The sequence below is a fragment of the Stratiformator vulcanicus genome (genome assembly GCF_007744515.1).
Classification (GTDB): domain Bacteria; phylum Planctomycetota; class Planctomycetia; order Planctomycetales; family Planctomycetaceae; genus Stratiformator; species Stratiformator vulcanicus.
In genome coordinates, this window is record NZ_CP036268.1 from 2,903,314 (window position 1) to 2,922,008 (window position 18,695).

The 18,695-nt window shown below is 57.7% G+C and carries 17 protein-coding genes; 6 read left to right on the plus strand and 11 right to left on the minus strand.

What is annotated here, in order from left to right:
* Positions 1-72: 72 nt before the first annotated feature.
* From Pan189_RS11375 to Pan189_RS11410, 8 genes are all read right to left on the minus strand, one after another.
* The gene (locus tag Pan189_RS11375) at positions 73-675 is read right to left on the minus strand and encodes a Uma2 family endonuclease (protein ID WP_310820349.1); all 603 of its coding nucleotides are present in this window, start codon (positions 673-675) and stop codon (positions 73-75) included.
* Between the two features lie 69 nt (positions 676-744).
* Positions 745-1,749: a ketol-acid reductoisomerase gene (gene ilvC, locus Pan189_RS11380; protein ID WP_145364035.1), complete on the minus strand. Its 1,005-nt coding sequence runs from the start codon at positions 1,747-1,749 to the stop codon at positions 745-747.
* A gap of 121 nt (positions 1,750-1,870) precedes the next feature.
* Positions 1,871-2,410, minus strand: coding sequence for an acetolactate synthase small subunit (ilvN, locus tag Pan189_RS11385; protein WP_145364036.1), 540 nt, complete (start codon positions 2,408-2,410; stop codon positions 1,871-1,873).
* Between the two features lie 431 nt (positions 2,411-2,841).
* The gene (locus Pan189_RS11390; RefSeq protein ID WP_145364037.1) at positions 2,842-4,026 is read right to left on the minus strand and encodes a hypothetical protein; all 1,185 of its coding nucleotides are present in this window, start codon (positions 4,024-4,026) and stop codon (positions 2,842-2,844) included.
* Between the two features lie 57 nt (positions 4,027-4,083).
* Complete coding sequence (locus tag Pan189_RS11395) at positions 4,084-4,578, minus strand: hypothetical protein (protein WP_145364038.1); 495 nt, start codon at positions 4,576-4,578, stop codon at positions 4,084-4,086.
* Positions 4,575-5,084, minus strand: a complete 510-nt coding sequence (locus Pan189_RS11400; protein ID WP_145364039.1) for a hypothetical protein — start codon at positions 5,082-5,084, stop codon at positions 4,575-4,577. The genes Pan189_RS11395 and Pan189_RS11400 overlap by 4 nt, the downstream gene beginning before the upstream one ends.
* A 415-nt stretch (positions 5,085-5,499) precedes the next feature.
* Positions 5,500-5,949 (minus strand): hypothetical protein, encoded by a 450-nt coding sequence (locus Pan189_RS11405; RefSeq protein ID WP_145364040.1) that lies wholly within the window; start codon positions 5,947-5,949, stop codon positions 5,500-5,502.
* A 189-nt stretch (positions 5,950-6,138) separates the two neighbouring features.
* Positions 6,139-7,665 (minus strand): hypothetical protein, encoded by a 1,527-nt coding sequence (locus Pan189_RS11410; protein WP_145364041.1) that lies wholly within the window; start codon positions 7,663-7,665, stop codon positions 6,139-6,141.
* 1,035 nt (positions 7,666-8,700) lie between these two features.
* On the opposite strand from Pan189_RS11410, the gene clpX reads away from it, so the two are divergent.
* From clpX to Pan189_RS11425, 3 genes are all read left to right on the plus strand, one after another.
* Positions 8,701-9,984 (plus strand): ATP-dependent Clp protease ATP-binding subunit ClpX, encoded by a 1,284-nt coding sequence (clpX, locus tag Pan189_RS11415; RefSeq protein ID WP_145364042.1) that lies wholly within the window; start codon positions 8,701-8,703, stop codon positions 9,982-9,984.
* A 170-nt stretch (positions 9,985-10,154) separates the two neighbouring features.
* Positions 10,155-11,018 (plus strand): FHA domain-containing protein, encoded by an 864-nt coding sequence (locus tag Pan189_RS11420; protein ID WP_145364043.1) that lies wholly within the window; start codon positions 10,155-10,157, stop codon positions 11,016-11,018.
* An 80-nt stretch (positions 11,019-11,098) separates the two neighbouring features.
* On the plus strand, positions 11,099-11,482 hold the full coding sequence (locus Pan189_RS11425; protein WP_145364044.1) for a hypothetical protein: 384 nt from the start codon (positions 11,099-11,101) through the stop codon (positions 11,480-11,482).
* A 16-nt stretch (positions 11,483-11,498) separates the two neighbouring features.
* Here Pan189_RS11425 and Pan189_RS11430 read toward each other — a convergent pair whose 3' ends face one another.
* Complete coding sequence (locus tag Pan189_RS11430) at positions 11,499-13,283, minus strand: aspartate kinase (protein ID WP_310821342.1); 1,785 nt, start codon at positions 13,281-13,283, stop codon at positions 11,499-11,501.
* A 223-nt stretch (positions 13,284-13,506) separates the two neighbouring features.
* A complete protein-coding gene (locus Pan189_RS11435) occupies positions 13,507-14,277 on the minus strand; it encodes a gamma-glutamyl-gamma-aminobutyrate hydrolase family protein (RefSeq protein ID WP_145364046.1) in 771 nt (256 codons plus the stop codon).
* 577 nt (positions 14,278-14,854) lie between these two features.
* Here Pan189_RS11435 and tsaE point away from each other — a divergent pair.
* The 3 genes from tsaE (at position 14,855) to uvrB (ending at position 18,400) form a co-directional block, all read left to right on the plus strand.
* The gene (tsaE, locus tag Pan189_RS11440; protein WP_310820350.1) at positions 14,855-15,331 is read left to right on the plus strand and encodes a tRNA (adenosine(37)-N6)-threonylcarbamoyltransferase complex ATPase subunit type 1 TsaE; all 477 of its coding nucleotides are present in this window, start codon (positions 14,855-14,857) and stop codon (positions 15,329-15,331) included.
* Positions 15,332-15,409: 78 nt separating this feature from the next.
* Positions 15,410-16,216 carry a segregation and condensation protein A gene (locus Pan189_RS11445; protein ID WP_145364048.1) on the plus strand — a complete coding sequence of 269 codons (807 nt, stop codon included), beginning with the start codon at positions 15,410-15,412 and terminating at the stop codon, positions 16,214-16,216.
* Positions 16,217-16,309: 93 nt separating this feature from the next.
* Positions 16,310-18,400: an excinuclease ABC subunit UvrB gene (uvrB, locus tag Pan189_RS11450; protein WP_145364049.1), complete on the plus strand. Its 2,091-nt coding sequence runs from the start codon at positions 16,310-16,312 to the stop codon at positions 18,398-18,400.
* A gap of 39 nt (positions 18,401-18,439) precedes the next feature.
* On the opposite strand, the gene Pan189_RS11455 is transcribed toward uvrB, so the two are convergent.
* Positions 18,440-18,652, minus strand: a complete 213-nt coding sequence (locus tag Pan189_RS11455; protein ID WP_310820351.1) for a hypothetical protein — start codon at positions 18,650-18,652, stop codon at positions 18,440-18,442.
* Positions 18,653-18,695 lie beyond the last annotated feature (43 nt).

The following is an 18,695-nucleotide window of genomic DNA, read 5'->3' on the forward strand; positions in this document are numbered from 1 at the left end:
CTGGCATCCCCCTATCGAGCAATCGCATCGGCGGAGAAATCTCGGCTGCAAGAGCCGGTCTGTTGCGTGAACTTAATCGGCCAATACATCTCCATAGATTTTTTTCAGTGACAATTCAACTTCGATCGAATCGAGTGAGATGACGGATTGGGGGCCGCTCGTTTTATTGAACAGCCATTCGCCTTCGCTGCGTCGGCTGTATTGTTCGATCGCCATCTCCGTCTGGGAGACGAACACCAAGTCGGTGAGCGACGGGACTGAGAGATAACCGTCTCGTTGCACAGTGCGGTCGAATTGCTTTGTCGAACGAGAGAGGACCTCAAAAACAACAACCGGATTTGCAACGGACCAGTCATTCGCCTCGTCGAGCTCGACCGGTTTTCGAGCAACAGTCACGTCTGGGAGAAAGTAGCTACTTTCGGGAATCGAAACGCTGTTCTGTCCACCCAGGACAAGAAACTCATTCGAATCAAGCCTCGTGTGCAGCGCAGTGATGATTAACGTTGCGATGACCCCGTGAGGAATTGATGCACCGCTCACTTCGATCATCCTCCCGTCGATGTACTCGTAGCGCCGATCATCTTCACCGCTCCTTACGCGGCGGACAAACTCCTCGCGTGATACTTCAATCCCACCGGGCGGGATATCGATGGCTGACGTACCGGCGGAAGCCATAGCAGTCTCCGTAAACAAAAAAGGGACGGCTGTTGCCATCCCTATCTTAGTCAATTACCCGATGCGTCGTCACACTTCTTTCGAATCGATCCACTTCATCATCCGGCGCAGTTCCTTGCCGACCTGCTCGATCGGGTGGTTCCGTTCCGCCCGGCGCGTCGCCTTGAACATCGGGGCGTTGACCTTGTTTTCCATCAGCCAATTCTTGGCGAACTCGCCCGATTGAATTTCCGAGAGAATCTTTTTCATCTCGGCTTTGGTCTCATCAGTGATGACCCGCGGGCCGCTGCTGTAATCGCCATACTCCGCCGTATTAGAGACGCTGTAACGCATATAGTTGAGGCCGCCCTGATAGAGCAGGTCGACGATCAGCTTTAATTCGTGCATGCACTCGAAGTACGCCATCTCCGGCTGATAGCCCGCATCGACGAGCGTTTCGTAGCCCGCCTTAACGAGCTCGCTGACGCCACCACACAGCACAGCCTGTTCGCCGAACAGATCCGTTTCGGTCTCTTCGGCGATCGTGGTCTCAATGACGCCGCCGCGGGTGCCGCCAATACCTTTGGCGTAAGCGAGGGCAAGCTTTCGGCTTTCCTCCGAGGCCCCTTCCGATAGCGCGATCAGCGAAGGAACGCCTCCGCCTTTTTCGTATTCGCTACGCACAAGGTGGCCGGGGCCCTTCGGGGCGACCAGAGCGGCATCAACGCCTTCCGGCGGAACGACCTGGCCGAAGTGAATGTTGAAGCCGTGCGAGCACATCAGCAGGTTGCCGGAACGGAGCTGCGGCTTGATGGAGTCGCGATAGACATCCCCTTGGACTTCATCGGGCAGCAGGATATTGACCAGATCGCCAGCCTCGGCTGCTTCGCCGGCAGAGACCGGCTTAAAACCGTGCTCGACGGCGAGATCGTGGTTCGGCGAGCCGCTGCGCTGCCCGACGATGACCTCGCAGCCGCTGTCACGCAGGTTCTGAGCCTGCGCGTGCCCCTGTGAGCCGTATCCGATGATCGCGATCGTCTTGCCTTTGAGCAGATCGAGATTCGCGTCGTCGTCGTAGTAAACTTTAGCCGCCATAATCAAACCTTCCGAAACAATTTGAAATTTGAACAAGCCGCGCACGGAGTCAGCGGATTTTTCAGCACCCCGCACACGCATATCCGCTGACTTCGTGCGCGGCTTGTCGCCGTTCTTCGAATCAGGCTTCGACAGCCGCGTCGACCGGAGTGTCCGAATCGTCTCGCTTGAGGGTGACGCTCTTGCGCCGCTGCAGCGCGACGCGACCGGTTCGGACAAGTTCGAGAATTCCGAATTGTCGCATTTGGTCGACGAATGCCTCCAGCTTCGATTCCGGACCGCTGATCTCGATCATCACGTGACCGGGGCTGACATCGACGATCTTGCCGCGAAAAATTTCAACCAGCAGTTTGACTTCGGCGACCTTGCCGCCTTCAGTGCTGACCTTCACGAGCATCAGATCGCGTTCGACGTAGTCTTCATTCGAAAAGTCGACGACCCTCACGACGGTGACGATCTTTTCAAGCTGCTTGCGGACCTGATCAAGGACCCGGTCGTCGCCGTTTACCACAAACGTCATCCGGCTGAATTCAGGCTGGTCGGTCTCGCCGACCGTCAAGCTGTCGATGTTGAAGGCCCGCGTGGCGAGCATTCCGGAGACCTGCGCAAGAACGCCAGGCTGATTCATTACGAGCGCAGAAAGAATGTGCCGATGCCGCATAGGACTGCCAGTTCAGTAATCATTTGAAAGAGCGGAAAGCCGGTTCCCGTCCGACCGGTTCGCCGAACGCACCCCGACCGCACTGGTCGAGTCAGACCGTTCCGCAAACCGGACCGAGAGTGTACGCCGCAGGTTCGGGGGTCACAAGCGGCGAGCAGCCTATGGGACGCACGAGCAATGGGCCGTGAGGGCGCTGGCGCAGAAAAATTCGAACAACCGGCACAAGCCCGAACCGCAGGCACGTCAAATCTCGCGAAGTCGTGTGTGGCCCGGACACCGTCCGGGCGGCGAAGCCGCATGAGAAGTCAGTCGCCGGTCCCAACCCATAATCGATGCCTGTACAGCCAGGCGACCTCGCACTGAATGCTCTTGTCGCTACGCGACACGGACGTTGTCCGTGCCACTCCTGCGTAGTACGACGATTGATGACGCTAACGCGGTTCCCCCTTGAACACCGCGTCTGACTTCCGATCGGCCTTCTTCAATTGCACGATCCCAAAGATCGCCAACAGCGTCGCCGCGGCTCCCCCAACCACAACGGCGATCATCCAGCGCGGAATCCCCTTGGGAGCATACCGCTCGCTGAGCCGCTCCATGCGGACCTTGCCGACGCGGACATCCTGCAGGCCGTATTTGTCCCAGAATCTTTGGTCAGGATCGTCGGCTGCTTCAACCCAGAGGGCCTCATCCTTCTTGATCCGCCCGAACCATTGCTCCGCTTCGGTGACCTCGCGGGCGAGTTGAGCTTCGATCTCTGACACCGTGAACGGTCTGTTTGAACCGTCACCGATGACTTGCAGCTCTAAGGCGGACTCTGCATCCTTGCGAAGTGCCTCAGCTTTATCAGGATCAGAGGTAAGTTCTGCTGCACGTAGGAAAGCACGTGCCGCAAGAAGCTTCGCGTCCTCCTCGGCGCGCAAATGTGGGAAATGCCAAATGATATCCCCCAATGCCTCCAGCAAGACTGGCGACTTGTAGTCGCCAAACTTCATCATGCCGAGTAGCCCATCGACGGCGTCTTTCAAGTCGGCGGATTCGTGCTCCTCCAAGAAGTATGCGAACGAGTAAACCGCCTTGAAGTCAGCAGGACTCACATCGTCGCGGCGCTCAATTTCGCGACGAAATAAAACGTACGCTGCCAACAGCTTCTGATATTTCTCCCGACCGAAGTGCGCCTCCGGATTGATCTCCAGTGCCTGATCGATCTCCGCAATTCCCTCCTCGAGTTGGCCGGAGTGAATCAGAAACGTGCCTCGGTTCGCGTGCGTTTCGTACCGGCCGGTCTCCGGGAATCGCTCCGCCTTGCGATCGATGACTTCGATCGCGTCTTCGTCACGCCCCAGCTTCGAGAGGGCAACGGCCCAGTCATCATACAGCCCGGCGACCTCGGCGTCCGACAGTTCCAATTCCCCCGCATCCACGGCGGCAATTTTCTCTTGCCGATCCTCAATTCGCCACTCGTAGAACACGTCGGAGTGTCGCAGGAACTTCCCCACGATCAGTTCCAGCGCACCTGGGAACCGGCTTCGCTCCATCTCGAGCGTGTCAAGATCCCACAGGCATGCGTTCGCATTCGATGCGACAACGCAAAGCAAAACGGCGGAAGCAAATCGCAACACAATATCCCTCCGGTAATCGGTCGCCCCATTATAGCGCGCGTTTAGCCGCGACCGTCAGGGAGCGCTCGAATTGCCACTAAGCTCTTCGCTCGAAGATTCGTCCCCTGGGTCCGCCGTGCCGCCAAACATACTCTTGGTCACCAACCGAGACCCCAGCAATGCGCCCCCGATACCGACCAGAACCCAAGTCGCCAGCATAGTGATCAATCCGCCGGAGATATTGCCGTAGGGATGGTTCGCGCTGCTATACCCCAAATTCATGCCTGCAAGGCAAGTGCAAAATCCCGCCCCGCCGGCTGCGCACGCGATCAGAACACCGATTCCAATCATCAGGCCGAACATCTTCAGCATTTGAATTGGAGCCGGCCACCACGACCCCTTTGGCATCTCATCGCGAGACTGCGTATACCACCGCGCCAGAAAGGGCGTCGCGATGAGCATCCAAACGATCCCAACCCCGTAGAACCCAGCCGCAAGCGTTCCGAAAAACGTCACGAGGGCGAACGTCCAGAAAAAGCGGGTCGCGAGGCTCTGCGTCGTTTCAGTCATGTGTCGTCGGTCCGGCCGGTTGCGTCTTCAGGTTCTGCGACCTTACCGGAGAAAACGCCTGCGCCGAAACACTTTTCCGTCATGCGACAGGTCAACTGCCAGACGACCGTCCCACCAACAACCAACGTCATGACAGCACTCAACAGCACGGCAAGCGTTACCTCCGGATAGGTGGGGTAACTTCCGTGCTGGCCCCAAAACAACTCGGCAACCGCGAAACCTGCCCCACAACCAACGGCACCGGCGATTCCCCCCGCGATCAGGCAACAGAATCCGACTCCGACCTGAGCGAAGAATAGCTGCACCATTTGCACCGGTGGAGTGTCAGCCGTCTCGACCCGTCGTTCGGATTGCGACTGCGTCCACCAGCGAGCCAGGATCGGCGTCGCGATCAGCATCCAAACGATCCCGACCCCGAAGAAGCCCACAGTGATCGTCCCGAAGAACGTCACGAGGGCGAACGTCCAGAAGAAACGTTTAGCGAGCGTGTGATTGTCAATATTCATCGCAGACCAAATTCTCGGGTGGCCCGGTTCCTATAGAACCGAGCGGCGCAGCCGCAGGAGGTCTCGGCGGGACTTCTCGAGCGAATCTCATCGATGACCTTACTCGAACCGCCCCTCCGAGACCTCTTGTCGCTGCGCGACCCGGACGTATAGCGTCCGGGTCACCCGCGTATGATTGTCGATCTTCATCGCAAACCTAATTTACGGGGCAGCCGCGACTGGTAAGGAGCGGATCATCTGGCGGCCGCTCTCTCCATTGCCCCGATGGCGGCTCCTTCCTTGATCCGCTTCCTGCCGGGCGCGGCTTTAAGATCTGTCGAGGAGCGGGTTGATTGGAGAGGTGCCCCAGAAAGATCTCTCGCGGCTACGCGACCTGGACGTATAGGGGCCGGGCTACCCGTGGATTTTGGGGAATTTATGTTTTTCGGGGCGTTGCGAACATCCGACCGGTGATCCGCTCAGCGAATCCGCGGATTCCGATGAAATACAGCACCAGCCACAGTATCGGGGTCAGAAATCCGAAATTATAGACGATTTCAGAGAAACCGATCTCGGTGATGAGTTCGAGCACTGTCGCAATAACTGTTGCGAGAATGTATCCCGCTATACTCGCACCAATTCCGATGCCGAGGCCAAGGCCGACAATCAAACGAATCGTTTGCAAAACATATTTCGTCGGCGGCATATATTGCCCCGGCGACTGTTCGCCGTGAGCCAGGGCGAGCCACCGTGCCATCGGAAACGATGCCCCGATGATCCAAACCAGACCCGCACCGAAAACGAAGATCGCCGGAATGCCGACGAACGTGATGAACGTCAGCGACCAGTAATATCGTCTGGCGAGCGTTTGATGGTCGGCACTCATTGAACTTCAGCCCCGACCGGCAGGAAGGGGATTGGCTAGCGGTTCCCTCAACCTGCGATGCTACCACGATTGTGGCGGCAATTCAGGGAGGGCGGGTTGTGCCCGACGAAACGCGGCAACGCTAGCGAACGCGGCGGGCACAGCCCGCACTACGTTGCTCGACGAAATTAATGCGAAGGGACTTCTCGATCAGCGAACCGGGGCGACTTTGAGGATCGTCGCCTTGGGTCGCGAGAGGTCAATCGTCAGCGGCTCAGGCGTCACGACGCGGGTGACATTTCCCGCGCGGTCGCGAGCGTTGAGGCGAACGAAGACCCGCTCGGGCAGACCGGTGCCGAGTTCCCAGAGGTACCCGCCGCGGTCTTCCATCCAAGGCGTGATCGGCTCCCACGGTCCCTCCGGCGAAGCCGAGTATGCCAGCGAGACACACTTCTGAGTGGGGTTGGGATCATCGACGGTCCATCGCAACAGAACGCGACCGAAGTTCTTACCGCGACCCTGCTCTGGCGCGAACAGGTCAGCCTTCGGCCCGGTCAGGTCGACGACAATTGCGATGTCGGGGTCCTCGCCCGGTTGCGGCGGGCTGTCAACCAGTCCGACACCGCTGCGGACGCGGATGCTGAAACCGTAAGCGCCCTCGGAAGGCACTTCGACTTCGAACGGACTTTCGCGATCTTCATCGACGCCGTAGCGAAACCAAGTCCGGCCTTCATCTTGCGTGACGAAAAATTCGACCGCTCCAATCCCCGAAGGCCCGACGTCATCGATCTGGTAATCGATCGTAAATTGCTTGGTGCCGACCGTGCGGACGCCCCCGGCGTCGATCGGGTCGGGTTGGCTATCCGGAACAAGTCCGTCCGATGAGTTGCCGAAGCTCTGAGAGCGTTCTGCTTTCTGTGAACCGTTCGACGTGAATTGCGGTGATGGCAACTGTCGACCCGGCATCGTCAACGGAGTCAACTGCGGCAGCGACCCGCCATCCTGCGAGATGTATCGGTCGCGACGGCTGGCGATCGGACCGTCCAATTCGTCCGGCGGGAGCAGCGGCACGGTTCCGGTATCGAAGAAAGGAGAGTCGTTTTCCGCTTGCGACGAAACAATGGCGTCGCTGCTTTCAACGGTGTTTCCGGCGAGATCCGCGATCGTGCCGCGAACGGCCACTTCTGTCCCGGCCGGGACATTCCAAGCGGTTTGACCGGCGGCTTGCGGGACGACTCGCACCGGCAGCCAACGCTGCTGCTGCCCCTGTTGGAACTCCAGGCGAATCGACTGCACGTCGAGGTAGGCATCACGACCCTGCCATGACAGGCGGACCTGATCAGGCCGGACTCGCCGAATTTTCACATCCAATTGCGGCTGAACGGTATCGACAACGACCTTTAATCCGGCGGTCAGTTGACGGGTCGCCGGGTGCATCCCTCCGGCGCGATCGATCGTCCGTACGGAAAACCAGTACTCCCCGTCGCCGTCAGCTTCATAGAGGAAGCGTGCCGTCGCCGGAGCGACTGATTGAGCCATCTTCCATTTCAGACCGCGGTCGGTCGAAACATATAGTCGGACTTCCCGCGCACCCAAGCGCTCCATCTCTGCTTCATTGAAGCGGTATGGAATGCGGAATTTGGATTTGTTGGTATGCACCGCATCGTCGGCGGTCGCGGTCGCTCCGATCAGAGCAAAACCGGCGGTCAGAACGATGATCCGGAGAACGTTGGTCATGGCAGTGTCCCGGTGAAACCGGTTTCATTCGACGGCCCGTCACGGCAAGGTTGCGCAACATCTACCCGCTGCCGGTCGGCGGCCTTACCGGTTGTATCGACCTTTCCAATCGGATCGCTTGAGCCGATCGTGTCAGTCAGAGGACGAAGTTCGAGACGATCCACGTCAAACCGATGCAGTTCCCTTGTCGCCTGTCGGGAGCTGCCGTTCCAAAATTCTCTGAACTTCAATCTTCGCGCGCATCGCGATTGCAAGTATTACACGCTCGGTCGATGGATGATCGCATCTCACCTCGGAGGAGACTGCTATCGAATTAGACCCTCTTCGCCAGCAAATTGGCTCGAAATAGAGTCGATGCCGGTCGAGAGTTTCTGTTCACATCGATCACTCAATCCGAATTGGAAGACTTCCGGCACGGGAATCGCGATCGTTGTTGACCGTTCCACGATGAATCTCAGGACACCGGGTTGTCGAGGCGAATCGATCGCTCGATAATCAAGTGGACCGGGTTTTGGAGTGGGTGAGGACTGTGCCAACGCTGCAAGATTATGCCGACGCGATGGTGAAAGGTTCACCGTCGGAATGGGCAGCCACGATTGCGGGGATGACTTTTGTCGGCTTTGCCGTCTGGGTCATGATGCAATGCCGTCAGTGGTGGCGCGATGATGACGATCCTGCAGCGACCGACGCACAGATGCTGATTCATCTTCGAGAATTGAAAGAGCGAGGTGAGATCACAGAGGAGGAATACCGATCTGTTCGAAGTCGGGTTTCCATCGACGCGTCGTCCATCGGGCCGGCCTCAGTAAATACTGAGTCGAGCCGGACGTCGAGATCGCCAACGGATTCAGGGGAACCCACACCAAACGAAGTCGGCCGGTCGGATTGAATGATTGATCCGACCGCAACCGCGAACATAGATTAGCAATTGATTCACCGGACGGCTGGCAACGGCGATTCAGCGGGCATGGAAGCGCGCAGGGAGGTCAAAGGGACCGTCGAAGCTCCGCACGCACCAACACCGAAGGATACCTGATGCCCTCGAGCAAAGATTTCGGGACCGGCACTAAACGCAATTCCGTTAGAAAAAAGGACGCCAACTGCTCGTTCTGCCGTAAAAGTTATCGTGAAGTCGGGCCACTCGTCGAAGGGCCTGACGACGTTTACATCTGCGGCAACTGCATCGAGCTATGCGAGTCGATCCTCGATCAGGAGCGCAAACGTCGTGGCGGCCGGACGCTCTTTAAGAACGTGCCTGCGCCTCGCGAAATCGTGTCGTTCCTGGATGACTATGTCATCGGTCAGACGCACACCAAGCGAGTCCTTTCCGTCGCGGTTCACAACCACTACAAGCGGCTGATGAGCCGGGAAGAAGAAGACACGGACGACATCGAGCTCGAGAAATCGAACATCATGATGATCGGCCCGACGGGCTGCGGTAAAACGCTGATGGCCCGGACACTCGCCCGGCAATTGCAGGTGCCGTTCGCCATCGGCGATGCGACGACGCTGACCGAAGCGGGATACGTCGGTGAAGACGTCGAAAACCTGCTGCTGAAACTGCTGCACGCGGCCGATTTCGACGTCGAAGCTGCCCAGCGGGGCATCTTGTTCATCGACGAGATCGACAAGATCGGCAAGACGAGCCAGAACGTCTCGATCACTCGCGACGTCTCGGGCGAAGGCGTTCAGCAGGCTCTGTTGAAGATGCTCGAAGGTACGGTGGCGAATGTCCCGCCGCAGGGGGGACGAAAGCACCCCGAGCAGCAGTACATTCAGATCGATACGACGAACATCCTCTTCATTTGCGGCGGCACGTTCGTCGGGCTGGAAGACATCATCGCTCGCCGCATCGGTGGGCGATCGATCGGCTTCGGACCGCAGGAAAACACCAGCAACATCGAACGGAGCACCAAGCTCCTCAGTCACGCGACTGTCGATGATGTTCTGGAATACGGCCTGATCCCCGAACTTGCCGGTCGTCTCCCGGTCTTGAGCAGCCTTTCGCCGCTCGGAGCCGAAGACCTCGTCAAGATTTTGACCGAGCCGAAGAACGCTCTGGTCAAGCAATATCAGAAGCTGTTCGAAATGGAGAACGCCAAGCTGGAGTTCACCGATGCCGCGTTGTTCGAGATCGCGAAGATCGCGATCGACAAAGACACCGGTGCTCGGGGCCTTCGCTCGGTCATGGAAGAGTGCATGTTCGAGTTCATGTACGAACTCCCCGATCACCCGAACGGAGCCCGATTCGTCGTCACGCCTGAGGTCGTCCACAATCGTGGTCGGTCGGTGAACCACGATGACTCGGCAGCGGCGTAAGCAGGTCGGATGATCACTCGAATACGGACAAGCCTCGCCTTCGGGCGAGGCTTTTTTTCGCTCAGAAATTTACCCAATTTAAGCCGTTATCCAGAACGGATTTGCGAATTCCATGAGTTTGGAGTTAAACTAAACGTATGCGATTATCTTGATTAAGGGTGCGAGTACCGATGCGTATCGAACTGGAACTCGCCCGCGCGGCGAAAGCAAGTGTGAAGCGGGTCGTCCTGCGGGCTACCACTTTGGTTGGTCGAAGCAAAGAGTGCGATCTGCGGATCGCCTCTTCACGGATTAGCCGCAAGCACTGCCGGATCCATATCGAAGACGGAGCTGTCCGCGTCACGGACCTCGGCAGCTCCAACGGTACTTATGTCGATTCCGACAAAGTTCTCAGCGGTGAAACGGTCACATTGCTGCCCGGCGCCAAAATCTCACTGGGCGGAATCAAATTTGTCGTCAATTATGATCCGGACGCGGTTGAAGAGACGGTTTCCGAAGCGAAGCCGGATGAATCGGCACACTCGACCGTCCAGTTCGACCACGACGAAATCGCAACGGCCGTCGCGACAACGCCCGATGCTGAAGACGAGTTACCGTACACGGCGGCAGTCTCTGACGAAGCCAGTGTTGAGGCCAGCGTCGAAGCCAATGTCGCAGCCCCTTCAGACAGCGATGTCGCCGGCGCGGAAACGACTCGCTTCAAGTTGGACGACATTGATATCGGCGATTTCGATGAGTCCGCATCCGGCGACGCGGACGGGGAAGAGCGATTCGATTCCGAAGAGATCGAAATCGACGCCGACGACCTTCTGGTCGAGGAGGATGAGAGTGAAGAGGTCGCCGCCTCCAGTAAAGAAGTTACCGTCGCTGCTGACGATTCTGATGGTGATCAGCAGGCGTATTTCGGCGGTGATGACGACGAAGATGCGGTGGCTGACTTCCTCCTGAATGACGATGATGGCGAGGGCGAGGAACAGTCGGCCGGGATGTCGGATGAGTTGGGTGACTTCCTCAAGCAACTCGAAAATAAATAGGGACGACCGCACGGTCACTATTCGACCGGGGCAAGTCTGTTCCCGATTGCGACCGAAAGTCAGCACCGCGTCGAATCACGATGAGTGAACCTTCTGTCGATCACGCTCCTCGTGGATTCATCGCAGTCAGCCTGAGTGATGATCTCTTTCTGGGGCCTGTCATCCGCTCCGCCTGTGATTCGGCCGGCGGTGAACTTCGCTCAATGGCCACGAGAGCGTTCCCGGAAACGCAGTTCGATTTCGATGTGCTTATCGCCGACTTGCAATCCGTGTCGGCGCATCTGAACGACGTTCTGGAACGGGCACATCAGGCAAATGCCCTGACCATTGGGTATGCCCCGCACGTCCGCGGTGATCTGTTTCAAGCCGCGCGCGGGGCCGGGTTCGACCACGTTCTGCCGAAGTCGAAACTGCAATCGGAATTGCCCAAATTACTGCGACTGGTCGAGCCACCGTCGAAATAGGCTGGCCGATTGCTCTCTATCGTGCCTTCAAGCCGAACGCGGCGGCCACTTTTTCGACGGCGGGCTTGCCGGCATCTCCGGCCACAACCGCGCTGAACCGGACTTCACTCGTGTTGATGAGCGATATGTTCGCCCCTTGCTCGGCGAGCGCGCGAAACATCACACGGCCGACACTGGTGTGCGTTCGCAGTCCGATCCCCGTCACGGAAATTTTGGCGATTTCTTTTTCGAAAGAGAGTTCGCAATTCGGCCACGTTTCACTGACCTCGCGGCCGAGCAACAGACACCGATCCAAGTCACTGCGAAGGACGGTAAACGAGACGTTCGCGCGCCCCTGCTGACTGACGTTTTGCACGATCATGTCGACGACAACGGCGCCCTCGGCGACCGCTTCGAACAAATCGGCCAGTACCCCGGGCCGGTCCGGAACGTTCGAAAACGTGACCCGGCTTTGCAAATCGTCGAGTCGCACTTCGCTCACAACGATGTCTTCCATCCCGGCTAAGCCGCGAACCGTCGCATCTTCGGTTTCCGCATCGGCCGCGATTGAAGCGGAACCGACTTCACGGCGAACGCCGACAGCCGGTTCGGCGGTAATCTCCTCGTGAAGCGCAAATGCTTTATGGATGGCTCGGACCGCATCGACGCTGCGATCACGATCGACGAGGACTGAGATTTTAATTTCACTGGTCGTCACGATTCCGATGTTGATGCCCGCATCGGCGAGGGTGCGGAACATCAGGGCCGCGACTCCGGTATGTCGCGACATGCCGATTCCGACTACCGACACCTTCGACAGGTTCGTCCCGCTGACGACTCGCCCTTGGCCGAGCACTTCCACGGCTCGTTCCGCGGCTGTGAGCGTTTCGGCCAATTCTGCTTCGGGGACCGAGAACGAGACCTCCGCCACTCCGCCGGAGCCGACATCCTGCACGACCATGTCGATCGGAATCTTTCGCTCTTCCATCTGCGTGAAGATCTGATCCATTACGCCGGGGCGGTCGGGGAGATCGAGTAGCGTGACGCGAGATTCACTTTTGACCAACGCCACGCCGGTGACGACCGGTGCGGTTTGGTCGTCGAGCGCGGTGATCAACGTCCCTTCGCCCTCGCCGAGCGCCGGGCGAACTCGAATGGGAACGTGGTATTTCTTCGCGAATTCGATGGATCGCGAGTGCATCACCCCCGCACCGAGACTCGCGAGTTCGAGCATTTCTTCGTAGGCAATTTTTTCGATCTTCCGAGCTTCGGCCACAACCCGCGGGTCGGTTGTGTAGACACCTTCGACATCGGTGAATATTTCACAGACATCGGCCCGCAAAACGGCGGCAAGGGCCGTAGCTGTCAGATCGCTCCCACCTCGCCCGAGCGTCGTGATGTTGCCGTGTTCGTCGTAACCTTGGAATCCGGCTGCGACGACGATCTGCCCGGCCTCCAAAGCAGCCTGGATCCGACCGGTATCGATCGATCGGATACGCGCTTTCGAGTGCGACCCGTCCGTCGTGATCCCGAGTTGCCCGCCGGTAAAACTCATGGCCGAAACGCCGAGAGATTGAATCGCCATCGACGCCAAGGCGATCGTTTCCTGCTCCCCGGTTGAGAGCAGCACGTCCATCTCTCGGGCCGGCGGCGTGTCCGTAATTTCAGCCGCCAGGCCGACCAGTTCGTCGGTCTTTTTTCCTCGAGCACTCACGACCAGGACAACCTGATGGCCCTCGCGATGGACGGCGACTGCCCGCGCAGCCGCGTTTCGAATCTTCGTCGCGTCGGCCACACTCGTGCCGCCGAATTTCTGCACCACAATCGACAAGGCGTACTCACTCCCGAACAGCCGCTCAAAGGACAATCCCGCGCCAAGATATCACGGAGGAGAGTCAGTGAGAATTCAGCGGGCCGTCACTGGAGCAACGTGCGATGCGAAAAAACCGCCGTGGAGTCGATGCTCCACGGCGGTCTTAAATTCGGCTACTTGTCGGCGCAAAGCCCGCCAACCTGCTGCCGCAGGCACAACCACACGAAGTGTGTTAGGCGGCGCGGCGGCGGGTCATTGGCAGAACGGCCGGAGTGCTGGCCTTGGTTGCTTCGAGGAGGTGCTCAAAGACCTGCATGTCGAGAGCGGAAGCGGTGCTGCTTTCGGGATGCCACTGCACACCGACACAGAACCAATCTTCATCGGTCGACTCAATACCTTCGACTACGCCGTCCGGTGACGAAGCCGAGACGGTGAATTCCGGTGCGACATGATCAACGGCCATGTGGTGCTGACTATTGACTCTGATTTCGCCCGGTCCGTAGATGCGATCCATGCGAGTCCCCGGCACGATTTCGATCAGATGCCGCAGCTCACCCTCGACCGAATCTCGGTGGTGCAGGGCCTTGGGGATGTCTTCGGTCACGTGCTGATACAGCGATCCGCCGCACATCACATTCAGCAGTTGCATACCACCGCCGATCGCGAGAATCGGAAGCCGCATTTCGACGGCGATCCGGCAAAGCCGACGATCGAAGTCCTCGCGACGCAACGGCATGTTTCGTGTCGCGGGATGACGCTCCATGCCCAGCCGAACGGGGTCAAGATCGAAGTTACAACCGCTGAGGATGACGCCGTCAGAGTCACCGAGCAGTTGCTTGAGGTCGTCATCATCGGCGACCGGGGGCACGAGCACGGGAATCCCGCCGGCAGCCAGCACCGAATCATAATAGCCTGAGTTGTACCAGCTCAGCGCTGAAAGCTGCTTGGCGCTCCGGGCATCGCGGAAATCACCATTGATGAGAATTTGCGGTTTGCGTGACATAGTAGCGGGTCCTTCCGAAGGTCAATGCACGTCTTGTGCACGGGAAATTGCGCAGGAAACATTCCGGCGCAGTCCTGTCAGCGGGTCAGCAGAATTGGGGATGTCGATTCGAGAAGAATCGAAGTCAAAGCTATGGCGCGGGGGAAGCAAAGCGACCGAGCGATGGTCAGAGACAGATGGCCTCCTCGTTGCCGGACCGATCGAAGTCGGTTCATTGTGCGGGATTCCTTTCCCATTTTGGGTCCGATCCTTCAGACCTTGTGGGCGACCAATTCCATCGGTCGCGGCGACAGTTCGCACTGCCTGAGTTGGCAGGGATAGTAAGTCTTGAAACCGCGTTGTCCACAATTTTCACGATCTTGTTGTGAAAAACTTATCGACATACAACAGATTGTGGTTTCAAAGGTTCATTCGAGACTGTGCGAACAGAGGGTCTCATCATGAATCTCTCAGCTCGACGCCATCCCAGAGCATGTCGAATCTGCCGATCGCAGTTCTGTCTTCAAAAGACAAATGGTGTCACAATACGATCGCTGATCCGCATGAAGCGTCGGCGGGCGTTGCGAGGGTAAAAACAATGAAAACATGGGATTTTGAAGCGACGAGCGTCGATGAGACCGCTCGATTTGGAACTGCGATTGCTGACTCCATCCGCGGCGGCGACGTCATCGGTTTGCGTGGAGATTTGGGAGCTGGCAAGACGACTCTGGTCAGTTCCGTAGCAGTCGCATTGGGCGTCCAAAGACACGAGATTTCCAGTCCGACGTTCGTGCTGTTGAAAGAGTATGCGGGGCGCATTCCGATCTATCACTTTGATGCGTACCGGCTGGGTGATCCGGATGAGTTCACCGCTCTGGGTGCCGATGAACTGCTTGCTGACGAGGGGTTATGTCTGATCGAGTGGGTCGATCGGGTCGCCTCGTTGCTTCCGGCGGACCGATTGACGATCGATGCGATCACAACGGGCGTCGATTCGCGTCGTTTTCGACTGCAGTCGGGCGGGACACGTTCGACCGAGTTGCTCACATCCATTGCCATACATTGCAAAGATTGAATTTTGATTCGCGGCTCGACCGCCTATGCTGACAAAGTTGCGTCTGTTCATCCAAGACTGCCGCCCTCGGAATTTCCCTTGTCCGACCCTGACCTGCAATCTCCGTTTTCGATTGACCTGCGCGAATATTGCGGGCCGCTCGACCTGCTGCTGCATTTGGTTCGGCGAAGCGAAGTCGATTTGCGGGAGATGCGACTGGCCGAACTCATGGGGCAATACGTCGCCTATGTCGATCTCGTCCGCACGATCGATGTCGATCTTGCCGGCGACTTCGTTCAGGCGGCCGGTACGCTGCTCGAAGTCAAAAGCCGAGTCGTTCTGCCCGGCGATGAGGTAGAGCAAGATGAAGAAACGCTGCTCGATCCTGCGGGAAGCGAAATCGTCGAGAGGTTGCTTGAATATGCCCGCTTTCGCGAAGCGGGGCAAAAACTGGCTTCGCAAGCTCAAACGTGGCGAGAGCGTTATCCGCGTCTCGATTCCGGGCGACCCGGCGTCGGGAAAGACCCAACGGCCGACCGGATCAAAGAGGTCGAATTGTGGGACCTCGTCAGCGCTTACTCACGGATGACTCGTCCCGCCGAAGCGGAATCGGGATCGACGGCGATGGCCAAAGACGACACGCCGGTTTCCGTGCTTGTCGAACAACTCGCCGAACAGGCCCGACGGGATGGCTCCGTTCGGTTCAGCGAATGTATTCGTGACCGCCAAGATCGCGGACGCGTCGTGGGGGTATTTCTGGCAATTCTCGAGTTATTGCGGCATCACCAGTTCCGGGCCGTTCAAACCGGGGATCACGGTGATATCGAAGTCACCCCGCCTGACACGCCGACCGACACGCCGACCCCGACGCTTTCGATCGCAGACGTCGGCAACGATGACGCGTAAGATAAATTGACACTTAAAAAGTCTGCGGACGCTCATCTTTAACTTTGAGACTTAACTCTCACCACTCTACCAACGCCTTGCTTCAATCGACCAATGCCCAAATTTGAGCTCGTTAGCGATTTTGCACCCGGCGGCGATCAGCCTAAGGCAATTGATTCGCTCATCCGCGGTCTCAAAGACGACAAGCGCGAGCAGGTGCTACTCGGGGTCACCGGATCGGGTAAGACGTTCTCGATCGCGAATGTCATTCAAAGCGTGCAACGGCCGACGTTAGTTCTTTCACACAACAAAACTCTTGCCGCGCAGCTCTACGGGGAGCTTAAAGAGTTTTTCCCGAATAATGCGGTCAGCTATTTCGTCAGCTATTATGACTACTATCAGCCGGAGGCCTATATCCCGCAGCGGGATATCTATATCGAAAAAGACTCTTCGATTAATGAAGAAATTGATCGGCTCCGGCTCCGGGCGACAAGTTCGCTAGTCAGTCGCCGTGACGTGATCGTCGTCGCGAGCGTCAGTTGCATCTACGGCCTCGGTTCGCCGAAAGATTATCTCGACATGATGGTCCCGCTCATCGTCGGCGAGGAGATCGAGCGAGACGACTTTCTGCGCAAATTAATCGACATTCAATATGAGCGCAAAGACTATGAACTCTCGCGGGCGACATTCCGAGTCCGCGGAGACGTTATCGAACTGTGGCCCGCGTACGAAGAATACGCCTATCGAATTGAATTGTGGGGCGACGAGGTCGAATCGTTGGCGGTGATTCATCCCACCTCTGGCGAGTCGCTAAAATCGCTTCAAGAAATTTATGTCTATCCGGCCAAGCATTATGTGTTGCCGCAAAGCAGCATTGATCGGGCGATGGGGGAAATCGAAGGCGAGTTGAATGATTCACTCGAGGCGTTCCAGAGAGAGGGCAAGCTCCTTGAAGCCCAGCGACTGGCGGCCCGCACGAGGTACGACGTCGAATTACTAAAAGAAGTCGGCTTTTGCCCGGGCATTGAAAATTACAGCCGCGCACTGTCCGGCCGAAAGCCGGGAGAGCCGCCCTATACACTACTCGACTTTTTCCCGGACGATTTCATCACGGTGGTCGATGAGTCGCATGTGACGATGCCTCAAATCCGCGCCATGTTTAACGGCGATCAAGCGCGAAAAAAAGTTTTGGTCGAGCACGGGTTTCGGCTCCCGATGGCCATGGACAACAGGCCGTTGCAGTTTGACGAATGGCTCGGTCGCACCAAACAGACGATCTATGTCTCGGCAACTCCCGGGGAATGGGAACTTGAACGAACTGAAGGCGAAATCATCGAGCAGGTGATTCGTCCGACGGGACTGATCGACCCCTTAATTCACGTCATTGCAGCCCGCGGACAGGTACCGCATTTACTGGAAGAGATTAAAAGGCGGACCGAGCGAAATGAACGTGTCCTGGTCACCTGTTTGACGAAACGGCTTTCCGAGGACCTGACCAACTATATGCAGGAAGAAGGGATTAAATGTCAGTGGCTGCATTCAGAAATGGACGCGATTGAACGGGTGCAGGTACTGCGGGAACTTCGCGAAGGAAAGTTCGACGCCGTGGTCGGCGTCAACCTGCTGCGAGAAGGCCTCGACCTGCCGGAAGTCTCGCTTGTCGCAATTCTTGACGCCGATAAAGAAGGGTTCTTGAGAAGCGAGACCAGTCTGGTACAGACCATCGGCCGCTCGGCTCGCAACGTCAATGCCGAGGTCATTCTCTACGCCGACAAGGTGACCGAGAGTATGCGGCTGGCGATTGAAGAGACAAACCGTCGGCGTGAAAAGCAGTTGGCCTATAACAAAACGCACGGCATCACACCCGCCACCATCAAGAAAGCAATTCGTCGCGGCATTGAGGACGAAATTGAGGCGCGGCAGATCGTCCAGAAGGCAGCTGGAACCACAGACGAAACTCAATACGTCACCCAGGAATATATCAGCGAGCTCGAGGCCGAGATGCTCGCGGCGGCTCAGAATTTGGAATTCGAGCGGGCGGCACAGTTGCGAGATCGCATCGAGCAACTTAAACAGCAGATCGGGCAACCGCTGGAGGCCGAATCGTCGCGTTCGAACGATCGCTCAGGGGGGCGCGGTCGAAAGGGCAGGCGACGCGGAGGGGGCAGCCGTCGATCGGTTCCGAAACCTTCGCGGGGCGAATGACGACGTGAGACATCCCCGATCATCGACCGCCGAGATTATTCAGAGCACCCAAAGCCCGACATACCAATCGACGAATCGTCCGAAGGGTTCGAACTCACACGCCAAAGCGAGCGGATAAAAGTATGCGGCCGCCAAACGACTGCCGTCGACGTAATAGGCGTCGTAAACTGTCCAATAGAGCGGCCCGGCGAGTATGAGGATCGTCACGAAGTACAGAACGAGCGAAATCAAAAGATACGCCGGCAGCCACATCAGAAAATGTCTGACGGAGAATCTGCGCTGTTCGTTGTTGGTG